Annotated in this window: 17 protein-coding genes and 1 pseudogene; 11 read left to right on the top strand and 7 right to left on the bottom strand. The window is 36.9% G+C overall.

The annotated features are described in order from the left end of the window. Positions 1 to 24 precede the first annotated feature (24 nt). Positions 25 to 2,250 carry a hypothetical protein gene (locus GNY06_RS05775; protein ID WP_166519188.1) on the top strand — a complete coding sequence of 742 codons (2,226 nt, stop codon included), beginning with the start codon at positions 25 to 27 and terminating at the stop codon, positions 2,248 to 2,250. Positions 2,251 to 2,811: 561 nt separating this feature from the next. Here the strand turns inward: GNY06_RS05775 and GNY06_RS05770 are convergent. Further along, entirely contained in the window at positions 2,812 to 3,459 is a 648-nt protein-coding gene (locus tag GNY06_RS05770; RefSeq protein WP_166519187.1) for a protein-L-isoaspartate(D-aspartate) O-methyltransferase, read from the bottom strand. Between the two features lie 135 nt (positions 3,460 to 3,594). Between GNY06_RS05770 and GNY06_RS05765 the strand changes: the two genes are divergently transcribed. From GNY06_RS05765 to GNY06_RS05750, 4 genes and pseudogenes are all read left to right on the top strand, one after another. Further along, positions 3,595 to 4,560 (top strand): Gfo/Idh/MocA family protein, encoded by a 966-nt coding sequence (locus tag GNY06_RS05765; RefSeq protein ID WP_166519186.1) that lies wholly within the window; start codon positions 3,595 to 3,597, stop codon positions 4,558 to 4,560. A gap of 18 nt (positions 4,561 to 4,578) precedes the next feature. Then, a pseudogene (gene bla / locus GNY06_RS05760) lies at positions 4,579 to 5,476 on the top strand (class A beta-lactamase, subclass A2). Next, positions 5,473 to 6,363, top strand: coding sequence for a 3-hydroxybutyryl-CoA dehydrogenase (locus GNY06_RS05755; protein WP_166519185.1), 891 nt, complete (start codon positions 5,473 to 5,475; stop codon positions 6,361 to 6,363). Before bla ends, GNY06_RS05755 begins: the two are co-directional and overlap by 4 nt. 52 nt (positions 6,364 to 6,415) lie before the next feature. Next, complete coding sequence (locus GNY06_RS05750) at positions 6,416 to 6,655, top strand: hypothetical protein (protein ID WP_166519184.1); 240 nt, start codon at positions 6,416 to 6,418, stop codon at positions 6,653 to 6,655. Between the two features lie 61 nt (positions 6,656 to 6,716). Here the strand turns inward: GNY06_RS05750 and GNY06_RS05745 are convergent, their stop codons facing one another. From GNY06_RS05745 to GNY06_RS05730, 4 genes are all read right to left on the bottom strand, one after another. Beyond that, a complete protein-coding gene (locus GNY06_RS05745) occupies positions 6,717 to 7,145 on the bottom strand; it encodes an META domain-containing protein (protein WP_166519183.1) in 429 nt (142 codons plus the stop codon). 49 nt (positions 7,146 to 7,194) lie between these two features. Further along, positions 7,195 to 9,594 carry a phenylalanine--tRNA ligase subunit beta gene (gene pheT / locus GNY06_RS05740; RefSeq protein WP_166519182.1) on the bottom strand — a complete coding sequence of 800 codons (2,400 nt, stop codon included), beginning with the start codon at positions 9,592 to 9,594 and terminating at the stop codon, positions 7,195 to 7,197. A 160-nt stretch (positions 9,595 to 9,754) separates the two neighbouring features. Then, on the bottom strand, positions 9,755 to 10,885 hold the full coding sequence (gene dnaN / locus GNY06_RS05735; RefSeq protein WP_166519181.1) for a DNA polymerase III subunit beta: 1,131 nt from the start codon (positions 10,883 to 10,885) through the stop codon (positions 9,755 to 9,757). Positions 10,886 to 11,164: 279 nt separating this feature from the next. Then, a complete protein-coding gene (locus GNY06_RS05730; RefSeq protein WP_166519180.1) occupies positions 11,165 to 12,970 on the bottom strand; it encodes a TonB-dependent receptor plug domain-containing protein in 1,806 nt (601 codons plus the stop codon). A gap of 248 nt (positions 12,971 to 13,218) precedes the next feature. Between GNY06_RS05730 and uvrA the strand changes: the two genes are divergently transcribed. Continuing rightward, positions 13,219 to 16,011 carry an excinuclease ABC subunit UvrA gene (gene uvrA / locus GNY06_RS05725; protein ID WP_166519197.1) on the top strand — a complete coding sequence of 931 codons (2,793 nt, stop codon included), beginning with the start codon at positions 13,219 to 13,221 and terminating at the stop codon, positions 16,009 to 16,011. A gap of 566 nt (positions 16,012 to 16,577) precedes the next feature. Here uvrA and GNY06_RS05720 read toward each other — a convergent pair. After that, positions 16,578 to 18,032, bottom strand: coding sequence for an anion permease (locus GNY06_RS05720; protein WP_166519179.1), 1,455 nt, complete (start codon positions 18,030 to 18,032; stop codon positions 16,578 to 16,580). A 1,014-nt stretch (positions 18,033 to 19,046) separates the two neighbouring features. Between GNY06_RS05720 and GNY06_RS05715 the strand changes: the two genes are divergently transcribed. The 3 genes from GNY06_RS05715 to GNY06_RS05705 are packed head-to-tail and all read left to right on the top strand — an operon-like array spanning position 19,047 to position 20,843. Continuing rightward, positions 19,047 to 20,174 (top strand): DEAD/DEAH box helicase, encoded by a 1,128-nt coding sequence (locus GNY06_RS05715; protein WP_166519178.1) that lies wholly within the window; start codon positions 19,047 to 19,049, stop codon positions 20,172 to 20,174. A gap of 21 nt (positions 20,175 to 20,195) precedes the next feature. Next, entirely contained in the window at positions 20,196 to 20,627 is a 432-nt protein-coding gene (locus GNY06_RS05710) for a cold shock domain-containing protein (RefSeq protein ID WP_166519177.1), read from the top strand. Positions 20,628 to 20,651: 24 nt separating this feature from the next. Continuing rightward, on the top strand, positions 20,652 to 20,843 hold the full coding sequence (locus GNY06_RS05705) for a cold-shock protein (protein WP_166519176.1): 192 nt from the start codon (positions 20,652 to 20,654) through the stop codon (positions 20,841 to 20,843). Between the two features lie 222 nt (positions 20,844 to 21,065). On the opposite strand, the gene GNY06_RS05700 is transcribed toward GNY06_RS05705, so the two are convergent. Further along, positions 21,066 to 22,013 carry a PhoH family protein gene (locus GNY06_RS05700; RefSeq protein WP_166519175.1) on the bottom strand — a complete coding sequence of 316 codons (948 nt, stop codon included), beginning with the start codon at positions 22,011 to 22,013 and terminating at the stop codon, positions 21,066 to 21,068. Positions 22,014 to 22,125: 112 nt separating this feature from the next. On the opposite strand from GNY06_RS05700, the gene GNY06_RS05695 reads away from it, so the two are divergent. Next, the gene (locus GNY06_RS05695) at positions 22,126 to 22,953 is read left to right on the top strand and encodes an SAM hydrolase/SAM-dependent halogenase family protein (protein WP_166519174.1); all 828 of its coding nucleotides are present in this window, start codon (positions 22,126 to 22,128) and stop codon (positions 22,951 to 22,953) included. Positions 22,954 to 23,016: 63 nt separating this feature from the next. Further along, entirely contained in the window at positions 23,017 to 23,562 is a 546-nt protein-coding gene (locus GNY06_RS05690; RefSeq protein ID WP_166519173.1) for a CopD family protein, read from the top strand. The last annotated feature ends 200 nt before the right edge of the window (positions 23,563 to 23,762 follow it).

Here is a 23,762-nt window from a genome sequence, read left to right as displayed (position 1 = left end):
AATTTAGTTTTATAAATTTGGCACATGAAAAGTTTATTATTTTTGATAATTCCCTTTTTTTTGTGTGCACAGAATAACCTCCCTCCCCACATTATGGATAGTGGATTCATCGATCAAAAAAAGGAAAAAGAACCTATCTCCAGATACAAAAGTGATTCTAAAGCCTTAGATCTTCTAAAAAAAGTAAATAAAAATTTCAAAAAAAACACACCTAAAAATCAAAATTCGTATCGCTTTAAAGCTTACAGTAAATTTTTTGTAGATTTTGATCAGGATTCCATACAGGCCTATCAGGCTTACATAAAATCGATGAGTGATTCTCTCTCTCTCCTTCCCTCAATGTCTTCGTCTTCCACACGTAAAAAAAGTTGGAGATTCGGAGATTTCGGCTATAAAAAAACTTTGACACAGAGTAAAATCTTTTTGTGGGAACGTGTCTTGGAATATAAATTCAGCAAGAGATATGGGGAAAATGTCGATATCCTTGATAATAGGATATCAGGGCTTAAACAGCCTATCTACGATGCTATGGTGTTGCAATCGAATATTGAGCAAATTCCCGACGAGATTAAAAAAGAAAATTGGATTCTCTACCGATATTTTTTAATCGACTCTATTCAATATCAGGGCAGAGATACTTATGTTATAGGCTTTCGAAAAAAAAGTACACCTCCTTCTCATGAAGGACCTTATAATGGATATCTCTATATTGATCAGAAAAGCTATGCCGTGGCCAAAATTGAAAATAAAAACAATGATAAAGGCGATATAGAAAATATCTCCATATGGCAACCCATACATAACAGTTGGTTTCTGGAAAGAAAATATATGAAAGTTCGCGTGGGTAGTATAGGTTTTGGTAAAGTAAAAAAGAAGAAAAAAAAATTTGGCAAATATCTCTATATGGAGAATGTGTATTTTGATTTTGAAATCCCCAGCGATGATCTCAGTCGTAAAGATTTTAAAGGCTATAACTATCACGTAAAAAACACCTCTGGCTCTCAACTCTACCTATACCGAAGGGGTAATTTTGATACCCGAGATGCAGCCACCTACTGTAAAATGGATAGTCTTGCCAAAACAAAAAAAGTAGAATTCACCCTTAATTTTTTAGCCGGAATCCCAAGAGGTGATTTTCGATTAGGACCCGTTAATTTGCCTCTCGATAAGTTTTTTGATATCAATCGATATGAAAATTTAAGGTTGGGTATGGGGGTTAAGTTTAATGAAGACTTGAGTGCCTATATCTCTCCAGATGCCTATATTGCGTATGGGGTGCGTGACGGCAGATGGAAACACCGTATCGGAATAGATGTGCGAACAACTCTGAAAAAAGATGACTTTTTTCGTCTGGAATATACTGATGATATCGCAGCATCCGGAAAATTTAACCAAAATCTATGGGTAGGTAAAATGAAAATTATGAATGCAGGTGCTGGCATTCAAAATCTCAATTATTATAGATACTACGGATTTAAACTTTCTTATCTGAACAGCCCGATCAACTCCCTAACCTATAGAGTAGAAACGGCTAACTACAAAGAATATGCGCTTTTTGATTATGCTTATAAAGGTATAGGAAAAACATTTAACAACCTCTTCTCTATGTTAAGCCTGAAGTATTCCCCGAACAGCAAGTATATCATGACGCCTAGTGGAAAGGACATGGTAGAACAAGGCTATCCGGAAATGTATTTTAACTGGGAAAAAGGATGGGCAGATTTTAAATACTATCGTTTTGACGTGCTGGCTTTGTATCAGCTGAAAAGTCTGTGGGGCCAAACGGGCTTACGCCTCTATGGAGGCTATGTTAAGGGTAGTTTTCCAGTGTGGAAAAGCTTTGAAAGCGGTGGCTTGGCTCCCGAAGGCAAAAACAGTTTTATGAGCCGATTCAACCTGACGACTTATTTAGGATTCGCCACTATGCCGAGTGGTGTTTATTATCAAGATAAATTTGGAGCCTTCTATCTTAGCCATCGCTTACCATGGCATTTTAAGAGTTTTGGACAAAATACTTCCAGTTTCGATATGGTATATAAAGGCATGATCGGAGAATTCAAAAATCCTGATTTTCACGCAATCAAGTTCGAAAGCTTAAAAAAGCTATATCAGGAAGTGGGCATAGAATGGAATAATTTTCTGAGCTCTCAGTTCAATCTCGGGGTTTTCTACCGCGTTGGACCTTATAATACCCCACACTTCAAAGACAATTTTGCAGTTCAGCTGAAGTTGAAGATTCTAGGATTTTAGGATCTGTTTCGCATCGCAACCTTATCTATATTATAAGCTCTATGGTTCTCCCTATTTATTTTTATTTAGTATAAAGATAAAAACTCATCCGAAAAACATCCTTTTTAGAAGATGATCATCAACAAGTTTTGTAGAGTGAATTTAATGAAAATCAGATCAGCATTCCTTTTTTCATCTATGACTCAGAGAAAAAAAGGAGTAAGTTAATTTTTGACATACTCTATTCGATTACTACATGTACAAAACAAAAAAATAATAGAATTGTTGACTAGATTCAGTATGAAAATATCGTCTATATTTCAAGTAAACAAGACTATCTATCCCCTGAAGAATCTCCTTTAAGGATTATACAGCATATGGGTAAGTTTTAAATCAAATCTCGGCATTCATACATCTATACAGTTAAAATTCAAAAAATTAACAGTTTGTAAAAGGAAATTATCTGCTTAATATTTCGGATAAAAGTACGTACCCATAAAATCGGTTCACCTATATTTTATCGTGGAAAAATAACCCCTGAAATGTTTACCCAGCAAACCTTTCCCTTTGATGAGCCTTGTACTACTTCTGGGTGTTATTGAGCATAGGCACAAATTTATAAAGTCCAAATTCTTCCTTTTCGAAAGAGGTATCGCTCAACTTTCGAAAGCGTGTTAAAATCTGTTCATCTCCCTTTCCTAAGGGAATCACCATAAGCCCTCCTTGTTTTAACTGCTTTAGTAGCTCAATAGGCAATACTGCAGCACCACACGTAACTAATATCTTATCAAAGGGAGCAAAGGTGGGCAAACCTGCAAAGCCATCCCCAAAACTCTGAAATTTAGGTCGCAACTGTATGTCTTTTAATATTTTATTGGAAAAATCGAAAAGCTCCTTCTGCCGCTCTATGGTATATACCTGTGCCTTCATAGCTACCAAAACGGCTGTCTGATAGCCGCTTCCAGTGCCTATCTCCAATATTTTCTCCTGTTCCTTAACCTGAAGTAGCTGGGTTTGCTCAGCCACAGTAGAAGGGTGGGAAATTGTCTGATTAGCGGCAATCGGAAAGGATCTATCTTCATAAGCATAATCCTCAAAAACACTCTCCAAAAATAAATGCCGAGGGACTTGATTCATGGCATCAAGAAGTCGTGAATCAGCAATGCCTTTCTCCATCAAATAGTTTAGCAGATGTCTTCTTTTCCCCCTATGCACAAAGCTATCTCTCATAACGCAAAAATAGGGAAAAATAGTGAGTAATGGTAGCGAGCTATGCAAAGCATAGCCCGCTATAAATCTAGCTTATCTCTGATTATGCATTATAATTCCTCACTCTTTATTATCTTTACGAAAATTTAAAAATACATGTTAAAAGCGGGATTAGTAGGTGCAGGCCATTTAGGGAAGATCCATCTGAAGCTTCTAAATCAGTCAGAAAAATATGAATTAGTGGGCTTTTACGATAGCGATGCCAAAAACGGAAAGAAATTAGAAGAAGAGTTCGGTTATAAATACTATCCAAATCTGGATCATTTATTGAACGATATTGAAGTTTTGGATATTGTTACCCCCACCCTCTACCATTACGAATATGCTAAAAAGGCAATCGACAAAGGTTTGCATTTTTTCATCGAAAAACCGGTTACCCATACTTTAGAACAAGCCAAAGAATTGATCCAGCTTTGTGAAGAAAAAAATATAAAAGTTCAGGTGGGTCATGTGGAACGTTATAACCCTGCCTATCTGGCAACAAAAACCTATCTAGCCAATCCTCGTTTCATAGAAATCCACCGTCTGTCGGAATTCAACCCGCGAGGCACCGACGTTTCGGTTGTGCTGGATTTGATGATTCACGATTTGGATATTTTACTCAGTATTGTAAAATCTCCAGTAAAAGAAATACATGCCAGTGGTGTTTCGGTAGTGAGCAAATCTCCAGATATTACCAATGCCCGCATCGCGTTTGAAAATGGTTGTGTGGCTAATCTTACCACCAGTAGGATTTCAATGAAATCCATGCGTAAGAGCAGATTTTTCCAAAAAGATGCCTATATTTCTATAGATTTTCTGGAAAAAAAAGCAGAAGTTATCCGTATGCAAGCAGCCCGCGAAAATCCCTCTGATTTTGATCTTATTATTGAAAATGCAGAGGGCGAGAAAAACCAAATTTTATTTGAATATCCTGATATTCAACCCAACAACGCTATTTTAGATGAATTGGAAAGTTTTGCTGATGCTATTGAGAAAAATAGACCTACAGAAGTTAGCTTAAATGATGGCACAGAAGCTTTAAAAGTTGCTTTAAAAATCATGGAATTGATTCATACATAATCTCTCTTTACTCGCTTTATGAAAAAAACTTGTTTTACTCTTTTTTTAATGACTCAGTTCATCTTTGCCCAACATAGCCTGATCTCATCTATAGAAGATGTTACAAAAGCTAAAAGGGCCACACTAGCCGTTTCGGTATTAGGTATTGAGGATGATTTTAGATTTAGCAATAAGAGAGGAACTGAAAAAATGCCTATGATGAGTGTTTTTAAGTTTCATATAGCGCTGGCAGTTTTGAACAGGGCAGACCAAGGACTGCTGTGTTTAGACCAAAAAATCAGAGTAAAACCAGCAGGCTTACTGGAAAATACATGGTCTCCAATGCGCATAAAATACCCAAATGGAGAAGTGGATCTTCCCCTGAGAAAAATTATTTCTTACATGGTAGCACAAAGCGATAATAATGCTTGTGATATTCTACTAAGATTAATAGGGGGCCCCGCAAATAGTACAAAACTTCCTAAAGGAGAAGGGCTCGCAAGATATACAAATAAAATATAACGAGGAGGAAATGCATCGCATAGGTACTCAAGCCATACATGCTAATTATACCACGACCTCGTCTATGGTAAATATTCTGAAACAGTTCTATCAGGGCAGGATTTTATCAAAAGCATCTACCGTATTTTTGATGGATATTATGAAAAATACCTCTACGGGCATGAACAAACTCCCTGGCCTGCTTCCCCATGTGCATATGGCTCGAAAGACCGGATCTTCGGGAAGAGACACCAAAGGCTTTACAATAGCAGAAAACGATTCCGGTATTGTGACCTCCGATAGCGGAAAACATTACGCAATAGCAGTATTTATAAAGAATTCTAGTGAAGATGAAGAGACCAATTGTGCTATGATTGCGCAAATATCTAAGATCGTCTGGGATTATTTTAACAAGCCTAAATCCTTAATTAAATGAAAAATATTGTCGTTATAGGTGCCGGTACTATGGGAAATGGAATCGCTCATACTTTTGCCCAAACCGGCTTTAAAGTGAACCTTGTTGATATTTCACAAGATGCTTTACACAAAGGAATGAAAACCCTTAGCGCTAATCTAGATAGAATGATCGCAAAAGGCCAACTTTCCGAAAAAGAAAAAATGGATACTCTTTCGAATATCAAAACCTTTACCCATTTAGAAGATGCTGTAAAAGAAGCAGATCTTATCGTAGAGGCCGCCACCGAAAATCTAATCCTAAAGCTGAAGATTTTCGAACAAATGGATGCAACAGCTCCTCAGCATTGTATTTTAGCCTCTAATACTTCTTCGATTTCCATCACTCATATCGCCTCGGCTACTACGAGACCTGATAAGGTAATCGGGATGCATTTTATGAATCCGGTACCCATCATGAAGTTAGTGGAAATTATTAAAGGCTACTCCACCTCAGAAGACACCTTCAAAGCGGTATACCAGCTAAGCCAGACGCTGAAAAAAATTCCTGTATTGGTAAATGATTACCCGGGATTTGTAGCCAATAGAATATTAATGCCTATGATTAACGAAGCTATTTATACTCTATATGAAGGGGTAGCAGGAGTATCGGAGATCGACACAGTGATGAAACTGGGCATGGCTCACCCCATGGGGCCCCTACAATTGGCAGATTTTATAGGACTGGACGTCTGCCTCTCAATTATGAATGTTTTGTATGAGGGTTTTAAAAATTCCAAATATGCACCATGTCCCCTCTTAGTCAATATGGTAACTGCTAAAAAATTAGGTATAAAATCGGGAGAAGGTTTTTACGACTACCATGAAAGCAAAAAAGCTGAAAAAATTTCTCAACAATTTATCCGCTGAAAAGAAGGTGGAAAAAAATTTCCTTATCTTTGGAATATTAAATTCAAAAAAAATGAAATTACCTAAGTTTTTATTAGCCGATAACTCAGAATTTCCAGAGGACCTTTTTGTAGTACATACAGAATATCCTCGTTTTATTCTTAATGTAGAGGAAGAAGAAGTAGAATGGTTAGACGATTTAGAAGGCGATGATGAGGATCAGGTAGCAGAAGAAGCTACTAAGGTTGTAGAAGAAGCTTTTAAATGGTGTGACGCTGAGTTAGAGAAGTATGACGACGAAGACGAAGCTTAATTTTTGACCCATCTTAAAAAAATAAATTCGCTCCCTGGGGAGCGAATTTATTTTTAATCAATTAGTTCTTATGAAGTTTTATCAGCAACATATTTCCTTTATATAATTCCAGCGTATTTTTATCTACCACATATTTATTAGCAGATTCCAACATCTTAACAAAGTTCGTTTCGACATTCATATCCATACTCGGACAAGCCATTCGGGTAATACCTATATTTTTAATAGAAAAGTCACCATGTTGAGATTTTATGATCACATTCTGACTAAAAATCCTGTTACATCCGCCGTTTCCATTCATTCCCGTTTCAGGGTCAAAACTGATATAAGGTCTAGCATTGGTCTTTAAATTACCTATCACTTCCCAACGCGTATTGGATAGTGAAGGTTGCTGTTTACCTATCTTACTCTCTCCTACTCCTACCACCGACGAACAAGAACTCAGTATAGAAAATATGCCTATTGAGGTTATATAAAAAATCTTTTTCATAATTTTAATCTTTTTATCTAGTACAAAAATACTATTATTATTTTATCTCTTATGAGCGCAACTCCGCATTAAAAACCTGCTTATATTTTTTAATGAGTTTATTCATGATCGCAGTAATTTCAGCTTCTTCTAAGGTTTTTTCCGTACTTAGCAGTTCAAAACTTAGGGCGTAAGATTTTTTACCCTCAGGGAGGTTATTACCCTCATATACATCAAATAGCTGAACTTTCTTCAAATAGCCCGAAACCTGTTCAGAAGCTTGTAACAACTGCTGATAAGAAACCGTTTTATCGACCAAAAGCGCTAAATCTCTTCTTATTTTATTAAACTTAGGGATGTCCTTAAACTTAAAATTGGAATTGGCTCTCAATGCCTGACAAGTTTCAAATTCTATCTCCGCATAGTAGGCGGCTTGTTCTACATCAGCATTTTTCAACAGCTCCTTGCTCACCTGCCCCATTCTAGCCAATGTTTTTCCATTCGCTACAATCTCTAAACCTTCTATAAAACGAGAGTCTTGTAATCCCTTTTCCTGAGTATCCAAACCTAGTTTATCCAATAATAGGGTCACATAACCCTTAAGGATGAAAAAATCGGTAGGCGACTTACTTAACATCCAGTTCTCGGCATGATTATTACCAGAAACCAAAATGCCCAACTGCTTACGTTCTTCGTATTTTTCTTTTTTAAAGTATATTTTACCAAATTCGAAGAATTTAATATCCTGATTTTTACGCTTAATATTGTAATCGGCATTTTGTAGTAAACCTTCCAAAAGCGACTGACGCAGACTGCTGAGTTCCTTGCTCAGAGGGTTTAATAAGCTTATAACGTCTGTTCCTCCTTCTTTAATAGGGGTCAGGGAATTGTTCATCACCTCATTAAAACCATGAGACTGCAATACTCTAGCCCACGAATTTTCCAATGCATCCTGATCCTCCAAAGCTAACCCCACAGGACTAAAGGCTATTTTCTCCTGAGAGACAACCTTGTTATAGCCATAAATACGAAGAACCTCTTCTATGACATCTATTTCTCTGGTGACATCCGCTCTATAAGGAGGAACCGAGATTTCTAAACCATCACGAATATCATTCATCACCTGAATATCCAGGGATTTTAGAATTTCTTTAATGGCTTCTCTATGAATTTTAATTCCTAATATCTGATCTATTTTAGAATACCTCAGGATCAGATTAAAATTTTCTATTTTTTTCGGAGAAAATTCCAAGATATCACCTTTAAGCTTACCCCCGCAGAGCTCTAACACCATGTCTATCGCTTTTAATAAAACCGTCTTGGTGAGATTAGGATCTACCCCTCTCTCAAAACGGAAAGAGGCATCCGTATTTAAACCATGAGCCTTAGCCGCCTTCCTGATGGCTATGGGATTAAAATAAGCACTCTCTAAGAAAACCGAAGTAGTGGCTGATGTAACCCCCGAAGCTTCTCCTCCTAAAATTCCGGCAATACACAAAGGCTGATGATCGCTATCTTTAATCATAATTTCAGAACCGTTCAATTGACGTTCTATTCCATCAAGGGTTCTAAATTTAGTACCGTGAGCAGCTAAACCTACTTTTATCTCATGCCCCTTAATTTTTTCGGCATCAAAAGCGTGGAGTGGTTGACCATAGGAATGTAATATATAATTGGTAATATCCACAACATTATTCACTGGATTGATTCCTATAGCTTTCAAAAGATGTTTCAACCAATCCGGAGACTCTCCGACGGTAACTTCCGAAATAACAGCTCCGAAATAACGCGGAACTAAATCTTCATTTTCAACCTCCAGTTTAAAGTCATGTTTCCCTTTCCCCTTTACAGGAGTTGTTTCGATTTTTTTGAAGGTGCTCGGAATTTTATTTAATGATAAGTAAGCCTGCATATCACGGGCTACTCCATAATGAGACATCGCATCGGTTCGGTTAGGGGTTAAGCCTATTTCATACACCTCATCTTGCTCTACATTTATATAATCCGAAAGCGGTCGTCCTACCTCATAAGTATCTGGCAATACCATAATTCCATCATGAGCTTCTCCTAAACCGAGTTCATCTTCTGCACAGAGCATACCTTCGGAAAGCTCTCCTCGCAGTTTAGATTTAGCAATTTTAAAAGAATCTCCATTTTGAAGATAGATCCTGCTGCCCAAGGTGGCTACTGCTACCTTCTGTCCTGTGCTCACGTTAGGTGCTCCACATACGATTTGTAAAGGTTCAGCCTCATGGATGTGAACCTTTGTTACTTTTAATTTATCTGCATTCGGGTGCTGCTCACAACTTAATACCTGCCCCACTAAAATGCCTTTAAGGCTGCCTTTCACAGACTCATAAACCTCTATACCTTCTACCTCTAAACCGATATCGGTAAGTATAACCCCCATTTTCTCAGCGGATAAATTTGTATCAAGATGTTTTCTAAGCCATTTATCAGAAATTTTCATGTGTTATTTTCTTAGTTATTTAGCTGTTGTGTTTACAGCACTTTTTCATTTTTTTTTCGACCCTCAAAGTTAAGAAAAGCAAAAACCCCCTCCTATATTTGAGTGTATATTTTAAAATACAAACTCAAATATAAAAGAGAATTTCTTTACCGTGTTTAGATTATAAACCTATTACAGGCATGGAAAGCATGAGGATGCTTTCATTTTCCTCAAGACCATCTACTGGCTCTATAATACCCGGACGATTGGGTTGTGACATTTTCATCGTAATATCATCAGCCCTCAACACAGATAACATCTCAGTCAAAAATTTAGAACTAAATCCTATATTTATATCCTCTCCCCCATACTCACAAGGGATTTGCATATCTGCTTTATTAGCATATTCCGTATCTTCAGCATGTAAGTGAAGCATGTTTCCGGAGAGTTTAAATCTGACTTGATTCGTAGATTTATTGGAAAAAATAGAAGCCCTTCTTATGGATCCTAACAGCAAATTCCTGTTAATGGTCAACACATTAGGATTGTCTTTTGGAATAACAGCTGTATAATTGGGGTATTTACCATCAATAAGGCGGCAAATCCATCTATTTTCCTTAAAGCTAAACTTAGCCATATTCTCATTAAACTCTATCAAAATTTCATCATCCGTATTGGATAGTATATTTTTGATAATCGCCAAAGGCTTTTTGGGCATAATGAATTCAATATTATCACTATTTTGGACATCTTTCCGATTGTAGACCACTAAACGGTGCGAATCCGTAGACACAAAATTGACTTCATTCTCTTTAAACTGGAACAAAACCCCTGTCATGACTGGTCGTAGGGAGTCGTTACTGGTTGCGAATAAAGTGTTCACCAATGCTTCGGATAAGATTCCTGCAGGGATCTTTACATTTTTAGAAGCATCGAATTCTGGCACTTCTGGATAATCTTCCGCATTGTCCAATGCAACAAAATAATTATCTTTTTCATCCAAAATCTCCAATAGACTTCCTATTCCATTTTCAGATTCTTTTTCCACAAAGGTAAGAGGCTGATCTCCAAAAGACTTAATAACATCCAAGAACATTTTAGCAGGCACCGCCATTTTCCCATTATCCTCAGATCTTACGGAAATAGAAGTTATTAAAGTTGTTTCACCGTCGGAAGCGGTAATTTTTAGATTATCCTTTTCCAATTGGAAAAGAAAATTTTCTAAAATAGGTCTTGACTGAGAACCGGAAATCACTCCACTTACCGTCTGCAAGGCTCTTTGTAACTCGCCGCTGGCAACAATAAATTTCATAAAATAATTTTATTACGTAGACAAAGATAATGATTCTCGGTACAAAAAGGAAACTAAATAAACATTTAGTTTCCTTTTTCAGTTCATTTTTTAAGCGCTTTAGTTTAGCACCTACACAGATAGTCCACCCGATATAGGAACTCACCGACATTATCAGAGAGAAAAAAGGCTTAAATATATTTTATGATTTCTCCTTACGCTTATACAGAATTTATATGGAAGTCTTACAGCTTTTATTTACCTGATTCACCTTATAGATCACAAAAAAAAAACACGAAGTTAAAATCCGTTTTTAAACACCACTCCCAACTGAAACCATCTTCTGGGCATTGGAACAAAATTAGCTCCCGTATATCGGGTATTAAACAGGTTGTTTACAAGTAAAAAAATATCTAAATTATGGGTGTTAAATCTTAGTTTTTCATCCAATATATGATATCCTCCCCACGCCATTCGATGCTTATATTGATAGATCAGTTCATTGGTAAATCGGCCATAACCCATGGTTATTTTAGCATTGAGTTGGTGACGCAGATTACCCAGTATATACCTGGAATGTAAACCTCTTTCGGCACTTGCGGCTCTACTATCCAGATAGGTATAAGCCGCTGAAATTCTCTTAACAAAGTCATTTAAGCTATAGGCGAGCTCTGCTTCCATCCCCATGGTTTTAATCTCTGCAAGATTCTGAACCGTCCAAATACTCTGTTCATTAGCTCTCAACCAGTCGATTGCATTTTTAGAATCCCTACCAAATATACTGGTTTTAAATGAAAATTGATTTTTTCTCAAGCGATACCCCAGTTCATAAGACAAGGCATTTTCAGGTACCAAATGAATATTTCCTTGCTCTTTTGGACTTTTGTAATACAGGTCTGTATAAGTGGGAAGCCTATGTACTTTAGCGATATTCGCATATAATTTATGCTTTTCATTAAGATCAAATCCTATATCCAAACCCGGATAAAAATAAGCCCCCGTCTGTGCATAATGAATCCAACTTATCCCTGGAATAAGGCTTAACTTCTTATTTATAAGAAAAAAATGATGTTCTGCTAAAAGTTGAGTAACAAATCTGCCTCTATTTCCAAGATTATTGCTTCTTAAATCTTCCTGGTGTAACTCTGCTCCTATACCGGTAACCCCTAACCAAGAGCTATAACTGACATTAACGCCTCCGCCATACGTATTTCCAATATGCATATTTCGATAAAATTCGGGTCGATCCCTTATATAGATATATTTATCCTGTGCCCTTCGCCAATACAGATTAGCATTCACACCGAAGTTACCTATAGTTTGACTATAGATAGCCCCTACTAAAGAGGTTTGGGTTTCCTCATACTGATCTTTAGCTTCTAGACTATCATAAAAACCATTGGCTCCAAATTTCTTTTCTATAAAACCTGCCTGCAGATCCAGCTTCGCAGCGCCCATTTTCAAGTGATTTTGATACCAAAGATTCGTCACTTTATAGTCCGTATTGTAACGGTAACCTCCCGATTCAGTATGACCCAACTCCACCAAATTTGCCGATTTTTTATTTCCGAAATCTGCCGCCGCACCCAAGGACCAAGTCTGATAGTCGGCACCTATTATATTCACTTTATACTGATTATTACCAAATGCTTTGGTAACAATATTGATCACGCCCGCATAAGCGTTTTGCCCAAACTTTCGAGCAGCAGGCCCGCGTATAATTTCTATTCGATCTATCGATGTTAAAGTAATGGGTAGATTCATCATATTATGTCCGGTCTGCGCATCGCTTAACCGCATGCCATTTATCAAAAGTAAAGCCTGGTCAAAACTTCCTCCCCTGATACTCACATCTGTTTGTATATCCGCAACCCCTCTTTTTACAATATCTACTCCGGTATAGTAAGTTAATAAATCTGCAAGAGACTGCGCTGGGCTTGATTGAATTTGCTCTCGGGTGATAATCTCTATATTCTCACTTATTTTTTTGTAGGGAAGCGACAGAAATTTACCTTCTATCACCACTTCGTCGATTGATTTCTCTTGAGCATTTACCTTTGTCAACACAAAAGGTAGCAAGAAGACACAGGATAATATTTTATTCATAATACACCTAATTAAAAAACAAATCTAAATATATCGCGCGAGCTTTACCTAATAAAAATTCAAAGTACAGGAAGCCTCGTTTTCTTTTCCTGATGATTTTTTGAGGAACCTTCAACTTTTAGCCTATCATTTTAATACTCTTCTTCTTTTAAAACTTTTCTCACTCTGATCCAAAAAGCTATTATTCATTAAGCGCCTAAGCTTAATATCAGACTTTTATTTTGTAATTTTGTAGTCTTGTAATTATGATGACACTACCCAAAAGTATAGATATCAAGAAGGAAATATTTGTTAAAAACGCCCATCTTAACAATTTAAAACATATTAATGTTTTGATTCCTAAAAATAAACTCACTGTGATTACAGGCGTATCAGGAAGTGGTAAGTCTTCTTTAGCTTTTGATACCCTCTACGCGGAAGGACAAAGGCGTTACGTGGAGAGTCTCAGCTCCTATGCGCGTCAGTTTCTGGGTAAACTGGAAAAACCTAAGGTTGATGACATTAAAGGTTTAGCTCCTTCTATAGCGATACAGCAAAAAGTAATTTCCTCCAATCCGCGATCTACAGTAGGGACCACAACAGAAATTTATGATTATCTAAAACTGCTCTTTGCTCGCATAGGATGTACTTACTCTCCTATATCAGGGGAAGAAGTAAAAAAAGACAACGTTACGGATGTTATAGAGTTTATAAAAGCACAGGGAAACACCCCTGCTTTTATCCTGAGTTCCCCCTGGCATTACGAGATAGAAAATTTTAGTGAACAACTCAAAACACTTAAGCAACAAGGCTTTACCCGATTAGATGCAGGAGGCAACCTTGCCAATATAGAAGATTTAGAAAGCTTTGGATTTGTACCCGAAGCCGGAACACCGCTCTTTTTGGTAATCGACCGTTTTAAATACGAAGAAGACGATGCTTTTTTACAACGTCTTGCCGACTCTGTTCAGACCGCTTTTTATGAAGGAAAAGGTTACTGTCACATCAAAAATACCCATACCGGAAAAACCAAAATATTTTCTAATAAATTTGAATTGGATCAACTTGTTTTTGACGAGCCTAATATTCACTTTTTTAGCTTTAATAATCCTTATGGAGCCTGTCCTACCTGTGAAGGTTATGGAAAAATAATAGGCATAGATGAAGATCTGGTTATCCCCAATAAAAATCTATCGGTTTATGAAGCCGCTGTAGCGCCATGGCGTGGAGAAACCATGAAAGAATGGCAGGCTGCCTTTATAAAAAAGGCAGCACAGGATTTCCCTATACACAAACCCTATTTTGAACTCTCAAAAGAACAACGACAGTTCCTATGGAGAGGAGATAAATCCGAAAACTTTCCTAGCATTGATAACTTCTTTAAAATGCTGGAAGAAAACCTCTATAAAATTCAGTACCGCGTTATGCTATCGCGTTATCGAGGCAAAACCATCTGCCCTACTTGTGAGGGATTGCGCTTAAGGGAAGAAAGTTCGTGGGTGAAGATTGATGGACATAACATCCAATCTATGGTAGAATTACCACTGGATGAATTATTACCTCTGATTAAAAATCTAAAGCTAAATAATCACGATGTCAGTATTGCGAAACGACTGATATACGAAATTGTCTCTAGACTAGAGTTTTTAGTAAAAGTAGGCCTCGGCTATTTAAGCCTTAACAGAAACTCTAATACGCTTTCAGGCGGAGAGAGCCAAAGAATCAACCTAGCCACCTCCTTGGGCAGCAGTCTTGTGGGTTCTATTTATATTTTGGATGAACCCAGCATAGGTCTACACTCTCGCGATACCGAAAATCTTATTGAAGTTCTTAAAAAACTTCGGGATCTAGGCAATACGGTAATTGTTGTGGAACACGATGAAGATGTGATGCGGGCAGCAGATCACATTATAGATATAGGACCAGGAGCAGGATACCTAGGAGGCGAAGTGGTTTTCAGTGGTAATTTTGAAGAAATAAAAAAAGCCCAGAGTTTAACCTCGGATTATCTGAACGGTGTAAAGGAAATTCCAGTTCCCCAACACCGAAGAACATCTACTGAATTTATTCATATAAAAGGTGCGCGGGAACATAATCTAAAAAATATAAATGTCGCCATCCCTCTGGAGTGCCTTGTGGTGATCACTGGTATTTCGGGTAGCGGAAAATCGACTCTCATGAAGGAGGTCTTGGCGCCAGCCATTCAGATAGAGCTGGAATTAGGTGGAAAAAAAGCAGACTTTGACGCAATAACATTCCCTAAACACCTGATTCAAAATATAGAACTGATCGATCAAAATCCCATTGGAAAATCTTCACGTTCCAACCCTGTCACTTACTTAAAGGCCTATGATGATATTCGCGATCTTTTCGCCAAGCAAAAAATCGCCAAACACATGGGTTTAAAAGCAAAGCATTTTTCTTTTAATGTAGACGGAGGCCGATGTGAAGAATGTAAAGGTGAAGGGAGTATTACTGTATCCATGCAATTTATGGCAGATATTGAACTCCAGTGTGAAACCTGCCACGGCACCCGGTTCAAAGATGATATTTTGGATGTTAGGTTTGATGAAAAAAACATCTCAGACATCTTAAATCTCACTGTAAATGAAGCTTTGAGCTTTTTCGACGATAATCACCAGGATAAAATTGTCCACAAACTAAAACCTCTTCAAGATGTGGGACTAGGCTATCTCCAATTGGGGCAACCTTCTTCTACCTTATCTGGAGGGGAAGCGCAGCGGGTAAAGCTGGCCTCCTTTTTAGCAAAAGGTAACACCCATGAAAAAACCTTATTTATATTTGACGAGCCCTCCACAGGGCTGCATTTCCACGATATTAGCAAACTAATGATTTCACTACAAGCACTGATCAATCTGGGACATTCGGTGATCGTAATAGAACACCAACCGGATATCATCAAATGCGCTGATTATATCATCGATATCGGCCCAGAGGCAGGGAAATACGGAGGGGAAATCGTTTTTGCAGGCACTCCCGAGGAATTGACAAAAAATAAGAAATCTCATACTGCTAGATTTATTAAAGAAAAATTGAAGTAAAGCTGCCGATGAAATATTAATCTTTAATTACATCTATATCTCTTAGTGCCGTTATCCTGAGACTAAAAGATATATCTGAATAAGCCTTTATCCGTTATTCGGAATATTTTAGGGATTCAAACGACCTGAACAGAGGGCTTTACGGCCAAGAAACAGCCTTGAGAGCCTATATTTTTTTGTATTAATTCTCGATCAAAATCGAACATGAAGGCAGGGCAAATTTGCCCTGCCTTCATGTTGTTATGATTTTTAAAAGTATGAAGCTCTTTTTTCGAAAGTCTTCCAAAATCACATCGTTTATTATATGAGTGCTATTGGCATCATTGGCAGGGTTGTTAAATGAAACAAGGCCGCTAAAAATAGGAGAAGCATCCTAAAATCGGGAAATATATTGCAGCATGGCGCATGGCTTTCTACTCACATCGTATACTTTTAAAAACCCCTTTTACCTCCATTCAATTTGATGGAGACGCCATGCTCTCTTTTTGAGTTAAAAAAAAACTCCCGAACTTTACGACCATAATTTCTCTACAGTGAATATGCTTTTGTGATAAGTGAGCATTAAATTAATGCCCAAACAAAAGAGCATTTGAGATTAAGAACTTCCACCAGAGGACTCCTATGGTGAGATGAACCACTAAACTACAAACCACCAGTATAAAACCTGCCTTCCACCAAGATGGAATATCATTATAACCACAGGCAAATACAATAGGCCCAGGACCTCCGGTATAATGGGTAAGCATACCTCCATAAGCATTTGAAAACAGTATACCTATAAATAATAATTCTACAGGAGCTCCTATAAATTTGCCCACAATCGCAAATACAGGTACCATAGCGACTACATAGGCGCTACCAGAAGCGAATACATAGCGAATGAGACAAGTACAAATCAATATAAAAGCCAATGCTAAATAAGGGCCTCCAAAATCTACACCTTTAAGCATAGACTCCAAAGAAGAGGCCAACCATTGAAAGAAATTTGCTTTTTCAAGTACTTTTGCCAATCCTATAATACCTCCATACCACATAAGCGTAGCCCACGCTCCTTTATTCTTAACAAAGATCTCCCAGTCGATCACACTGACTACCAGTAAAGATGTCATAGCACTTATCGCCACAATCCACGCGCTTAATTTATAGGGTAACATTCCTCCAAAAACCCAACATATTAAAGCCAAGAAAAAGATAACCAGTAATATTTTTTCACTGTTTTTTATAGGGCCCAATTCCTGCAAACCCTTTCTAGCAATTTCTTTATTATTTACCTTTTTTAATTCTGGTTTTATAATGAAATAAAGAATTAGAGGTGTGAGAAATAAACAAATTAAACCGGGAACCGAAGCCAATAGAAACCATGTCGCATAATCCATATCCAAACCTAAAATAGGCCCCATAAGGGAAATTGCCATAGCATTGGGAGCCATAGCCGTGAGGAATAAATAACTCGTGGTCTTGGTAATCATATAAACATTTAGCATTAAATATCTGCCAGCTTTTTTAGGACTTTCAACAGGATCAGAACCTAGGGCTACAGATACGCTATTCATAATAGGTGTGACTATTCCCCCGGCTCTTGCCGTATTAGAAGGAGTGGCAGGCGCTAAAAACAGCTCCAAAAAAACATTTACATATCCCATGCGCAGGGTTGTACTTCCCAGTTTGTCAATTAATAAGTAGGCGATTCTCTTACCTAATCCCGTATGCACAAAGGCTATACTCAGAGAGAAAGCAGAAAATACCAACCATACACTAGTATCTGAATACCCCTCCAATACTGCTTTGGCCTGTACCACTTGATTGGGTGTAAGGGTAATAAATATGGCAGACATAGAGAGGGAAATAAACAACATAATAGATTCATTATATGGCTTGAGGATCAACCCTACAATAGTGGCAAAATATACTCCCAATAGCCTCCAAGCGACTAAAGAGAGTCCCTCTGGACAAGGCATAAAAAAGGGTATAAAAGCTATTATACCTAGAAGTAGCATCTTAATAAACTTCGATTTATTCATAATATTTTTATTGGATTCATTAAATTATTTACAACGGTGGCTACTTCCCTCTCTATTTTTAGACCTTTCACTTTTATAGTAAAAAACCTATATCTTTTCTATTTATTTTATAGTGCATGATTTAAATAGCACTTCTGATAATCAATAGACTTGATATTGGATGCCTTTTTTTTACAAGGGTTAAAATTAGCGTATTAATTTTAAAATCTAAAAATAGCGATAAAAAAAATCATAAACCTATTGTTCATTTAATGGTAAATTAACTGATTGGCTCCTTAGCATTGCTCTTGGTCGTCTCCCTAGATTTTAAGACTTTCTTATAAAGTGCTTTAATAAGTAAAAGGTTTCGCATATATTCTTTTATTCTTTACAGATCGAACAATTGAGCATAATGCAGGGGCTTAATAAATATTAACCGCATTAGCTGAATATTTTGTAAACCGCACCCCTATAAGCTTTATTTACCATCAGTGAAGTTTTTTGATAAAAATCCAAATTTATTAGGATATCTTAAATATTTTTGTATATTTGCATACTAATTAAGTTAATCAACAGGTATCTGCCTTCGCTATTTCTGTAATAGTATAGAATCACAATTTTCTCACAGTTTTTGCTTTTTCAGTTGCCCTACTTTAACCCTTTAAAACATCGTGTATGAAGATAGCACTTGGCAGGCTGAAGCTTTACATAAGGCAAATAACATTAAGACAGAATTTTAGCTCTCCGAAAGAGAGCTCCTCGGTTCAATATGCGAAACCTTCAGATGTAGTTAGGTGTCGGGAATATCTTGGTAACTACATCATGAATAGTGAAATTTTAAAAAGCCATTTGTATTCTCAATGATGCACCTCTAGCTGGAGCACTCCTATTGGTAATGCTTTGCATTACACAATAAAGTTAGCTATAAAAATTGGTCATTCAATTGATTTATAACTAACCTAACTGAAACCATTTTTTATTTCCCTCAGGGGGAAAGTCACCCCAAAATATACCACTAAATAGGTATTAAGGACCATGAATTTTAAAAATTTAAATTTAATAGACCCGATTATAAGGGCCATCACCGAGGGCGGTTATTCGAAGCCTACGGAAATCCAACATAGCGCCATTCCCCATGTGTTAGATGGAAAGGATATCATCGCCTGTGCACAAACAGGCACCGGAAAAACAGCAGCCTTTGCCATTCCTATTCTACAATTACTCAAGAATAACAAAAAAGAACACCGTAATGTAAGGGCTTTAATATTAACGCCTACTCGAGAACTTGCTATTCAGATAGAAACCAATTTTAAACAGTACAGCAAGTATCTGAATTTATCTCAGCTCTCTATTTTCGGAGGCGTAAAGCCTCAACAACAAATTACAGCGCTCAAAAAAAGAACTGATACTCTTATCGCAACCCCTGGCCGTTTATTGGATCTGATCGGACAAGGCCTGGTCGATCTTTCTAAAATAGAAATATTTGTACTGGATGAAGCAGACCGTATGCTGGATATGGGCTTTGTTAATGATGTAAAGAAAATCATCAAGCTACTTCCTAAAGTAAGGCAGACCTTATTCTTTTCCGCAACTATGCCCGAGGAGACTCGAAAATTTGCGAATACGATCTTAAAACAACCGCTAGAAGTAAAAGTATCACCTGTCTCCTCTACGGCTAAGACGGTACAACAATCGGTTTATTTTGTAGAAAAAAGAGATAAAACACAGCTGCTTATAAATCTATTAAAAGAGCAACCACTGAAACGATCGCTGATTTTTACACGTACCAAGCATGGTGCCGATAAATTGGTTAAAAAACTTCGCCTATCCGGATTGAAGGCTGCTGCAATACACGGAAATAAATCGCAGAATGCGAGACAACAGACATTGGAAGATTTTAAACAAGAACGTACCCTGATACTTATTGCTACAGACATTGCCTCACGGGGTATAGATATAAGCGAACTCTCTCATGTTATCAATTATGAAATCCCGAATATCCCAGAGACTTATGTACACCGAATTGGTAGAACTGGACGTGCAGGAACAGAGGGTAGAGCGGTATCATTTTGCGATCGAGAAGAACGTGTTCACTTAAAAAACATACAGAAACTCACAGGGTCGACCATCGTTGAGGTAAAGTATAACCAATCCCTTAATTGACATAAAGAAAAAAAACAATATATGGCAGATTCTTTCTCTAAAAAAGAAAATAATAAGAAAAAAATTCAAAAACAAAAGGAAAAAGCCAAAAGGCGAGAAGAACGAAAAACACTAAACAACAAGGGCAAAAGTCTAAATGAAATGATGGCTTTTGTGGATATAAATGGTCAAATCTCGGCTACTCCTCCGGACAACAGCAATTTTCCAGATATTAAATTGGAAGATATACAATTGGGGGCCGCTATCGTGCAAAGAGAAACTGTACTTACAGGGATCGTTACATTTTTTAGTGTGAAGGGCTACGGTTTTATTACCGAAACTCAAACTAAGGAGAGCTTATTTTTCCACAATAACGACTGTATAGTACCTATACAAAAAGGAGATAAAGTTTCTTTTGAGAAAGAAAAAACAACAAGAGGTTTTGCCGCTATCAATATTCAACTCTATAAATAACAATAATTTTTAATAACAAATACAATGCAACAAGGCACCGTAAAATTTTTTAACGAAACAAAGGGTTTCGGATTTATTTCATCTTCCGATAGTGGTGAAGAATTTTTTGTACACACCACTGGTCTTAGAGATAGAGTTCGCGAAGATGATAAAGTTTCTTTCGAACTAGAAAAAGGTAAAAAAGGACTTATCGCCGTTAACGTAAGATTGGTTTAATCTATCTATATATTATTAAACTAAATTCGATGAAATACAAATAAATAACTTTATATATTTGTATAAAACACCCCCATTCATAAGCTATTGCTAATTGTTGGGGGTTTTCTTTTTTTATAAAGTTTTTTTGTTCTCTTGAATTTACCTCAACTGATCGAAAGAAAATCCCATGATAAAAAAACAACTAACCGATATCAGAGGTAACCTCTGATTACAAAAAATCTATTTCTTCTCCTCCTCAGCATAAGCTTGTATAATCTTCTTCACCACAGGATGTCTTACCACATCTTCATGGGTTAGATGTACAAAGCCTATTTCATTAATATTCTTAAGTATAGACATCGCCTCCTTGAGACCCGATTGTTGGTTTTTCGGCAAATCAATCTGACTGGGATCTCCGGTAATAATAAATTTAGCATTCATTCCCATACGGGTGAGAAACATTTTCATCTGAGAGTGAGTCGTATTTTGCGCTTCATCCAGAATCACAAAAGCCTCATCCAATGTTCGTCCCCTCATAAAGGCTAAAGGTGCAATTTCTATTACCTTCTTTTCAATATAATTTTCTAATTTTTCAACAGGAATCATATCCCTTAAAGCGTCGTATAAGGGTTGCATATAGGGATCCAATTTATCTTTCATGTCTCCAGGTAAAAATCCTAAGCTCTCGCCAGCCTCCACAGCAGGTCTCGTCAGAATAATACGTTTCACTTGCTTATCCTTCAAGGCTCTTACTGCCAGCGCGACACTGGTATAAGTTTTGCCAGTACCTGCAGGTCCTATGGCGAATACCATATCGCTTTTCTCTGAAACCCTCACTAGTTTTTTAAGATTAATCGTCTTGGCTTTGATAATCTTTCCCCCCACACCCTTTACGAGGATATCACTATCAAAAACCAACTGTTTCTCACTTTCATCTCGGAGTTTCAAAATGCTTTCTATATCTTTAAGATCTATGCTATTATTATTAGAAATAAAAGTAACAATATCATCTAGCTTTTCTTGAAGTACAGCTAAAGCCTCGCTATTTCCCATAGCAAAAATAAAATTGTCACGCCCCGTAATTTTCAAAGTAGGAAAAGAGGATTTAAGCAGATTAAAATACTGGTTTTGAATTCCATAAAACTGCTTCACTTCTATATCCTTCAACTCATAATTTAGTTCATACATTCAATATATTTTTTATAATGTAACTTAACAAATATAATGATTCCCAAAAAAAATTAAAATAAAAGAATTGTTAATTTAGCCGAACTGAACTGTATTTTTTATCTTTGCAACAATGTCTATTATTACACTAACTTCTGATTACGGAATATTGGATTATCGAGTAGCAGCTATTAAAGGGAGCATCTATAGCCAATTGATAAATGCCCAAATAGTAGATATCACGCATCAAATCCAAACCTACAACCTTCAACAGACGGCTTATATCGTCAGAAGTGTATACAAATACTACCCACAAGGGAGTATCCACATCATTAGTGTAGATTCTTTTCACCATAAAAACAGAAAAAATATTATTGCCAAAGTCGATGGCCATTATTTTATATGTGCGGACAATGGCTTACTCAGCTTGCTTTTCTTTGATATTAATCCTGAGGAAATTTACGAAATCACCTTAGGAAATCGCTTTGATGACAAAGTCAACTTCACCTCTACGGATATTTTTGCTCCGGTAGCCGTTCACCTGGCAAAAGGAGGCGTTCCAGAGGTAGTAGGCAAGAAAATCACTAAAATAAAGGAAAATTCTTTTGCACGTGCTATATTCAATGAAGCCGAAGGCATCATGGTCGGCGAGGTGATGTATGTCGATAATTTTGGGAATGCCATTTCTAATATTAGTAGAAAATTCTTTAATAACAGCCTAAAGTCTTACCATACTTTCAAACTGAAATTCAGAAATTTCCAAATCAGCAAAATTAATAACTATTATACTGATGTGGTAGAAAACTGGGAAGATGAACCCCTTTACCACGGGAGTATTTCGGCTATATTTAATGAAAACAACCTACTTGAAATCGCCATTTATAAGGGTAGCTATACCAACGGAGCTTCTAGTCTACTGGGGCTAACGCTAGGCGAACGCATCTTTGTAGAGTTTGGATAGCGCTCCCCCGAAATTTCTAATCCCCACAAGTACCTCAAATGCGAACTATTACCCATCAATACAATGAACTACCTTATTCTTAAAGCCCTACATATTATTTTCATGGTAAGTTATTTTGCCGGCATTTTTTATACTGTAAGAATTTTAGTCTATTATAAAGATACAGATGATTTCGAAAATCCGAAAAAGGATATTCTTCGACAACAATACGCCTTTATGGCTCATAGGCTATGGAATATTATTACGGTCCCTGCTGGTACCTTAATGCTAATATTTGGTATGGGCTTAATTTTTATAAATCCTGAATTGCTAAAAATGCCATGGTTTCATATCAAAATCACAGCACTTATCGCACTAGCCATTTACCACTACTGGTGCTGGAAAAAAGTAATTCAGCTCCAAAAACTAAATCAGCAAAGCTTACCCTCAAAAAATACAGCCCTTAGACAAGCCAATGAAATAGCCACCTTTATTCTATTTTTTGTAGTCTTTACAGTAGTGCTTAAGTATGCATTACTGGAATATTGGAAACAACTAACTTTAAGTTTTGTAGGATTAGTCGTTTTGATTAGCCTCGTGGTTAAATTTGTTAATCGGCGAAAAAAATAAGTAGACAAGGTGAAGCCCAAAATTTATATTCCTAAATATAACGCGATCTATTCCTTCATCCAAGGCCTTATTATCCGGAGTGTATTAGCTGCTAATCAGCTCAGCTATTAAACTTCTCAAACGAAAACCACCTATATTTTATAGTCTCTTGCTAAGTTTGAAGATTTACACCCCCTAAAAAGACAATTTTATATTAGACT

Origin of the sequence: Elizabethkingia argenteiflava (assembly GCF_009904105.1) — a bacterium.
Lineage (GTDB): Bacteria > Bacteroidota > Bacteroidia > Flavobacteriales > Weeksellaceae > Elizabethkingia > Elizabethkingia argenteiflava.
The sequence above is the reverse complement of the archived record's forward strand: the minus strand, read 5'-3'. Positions and strand labels throughout refer to the sequence as shown.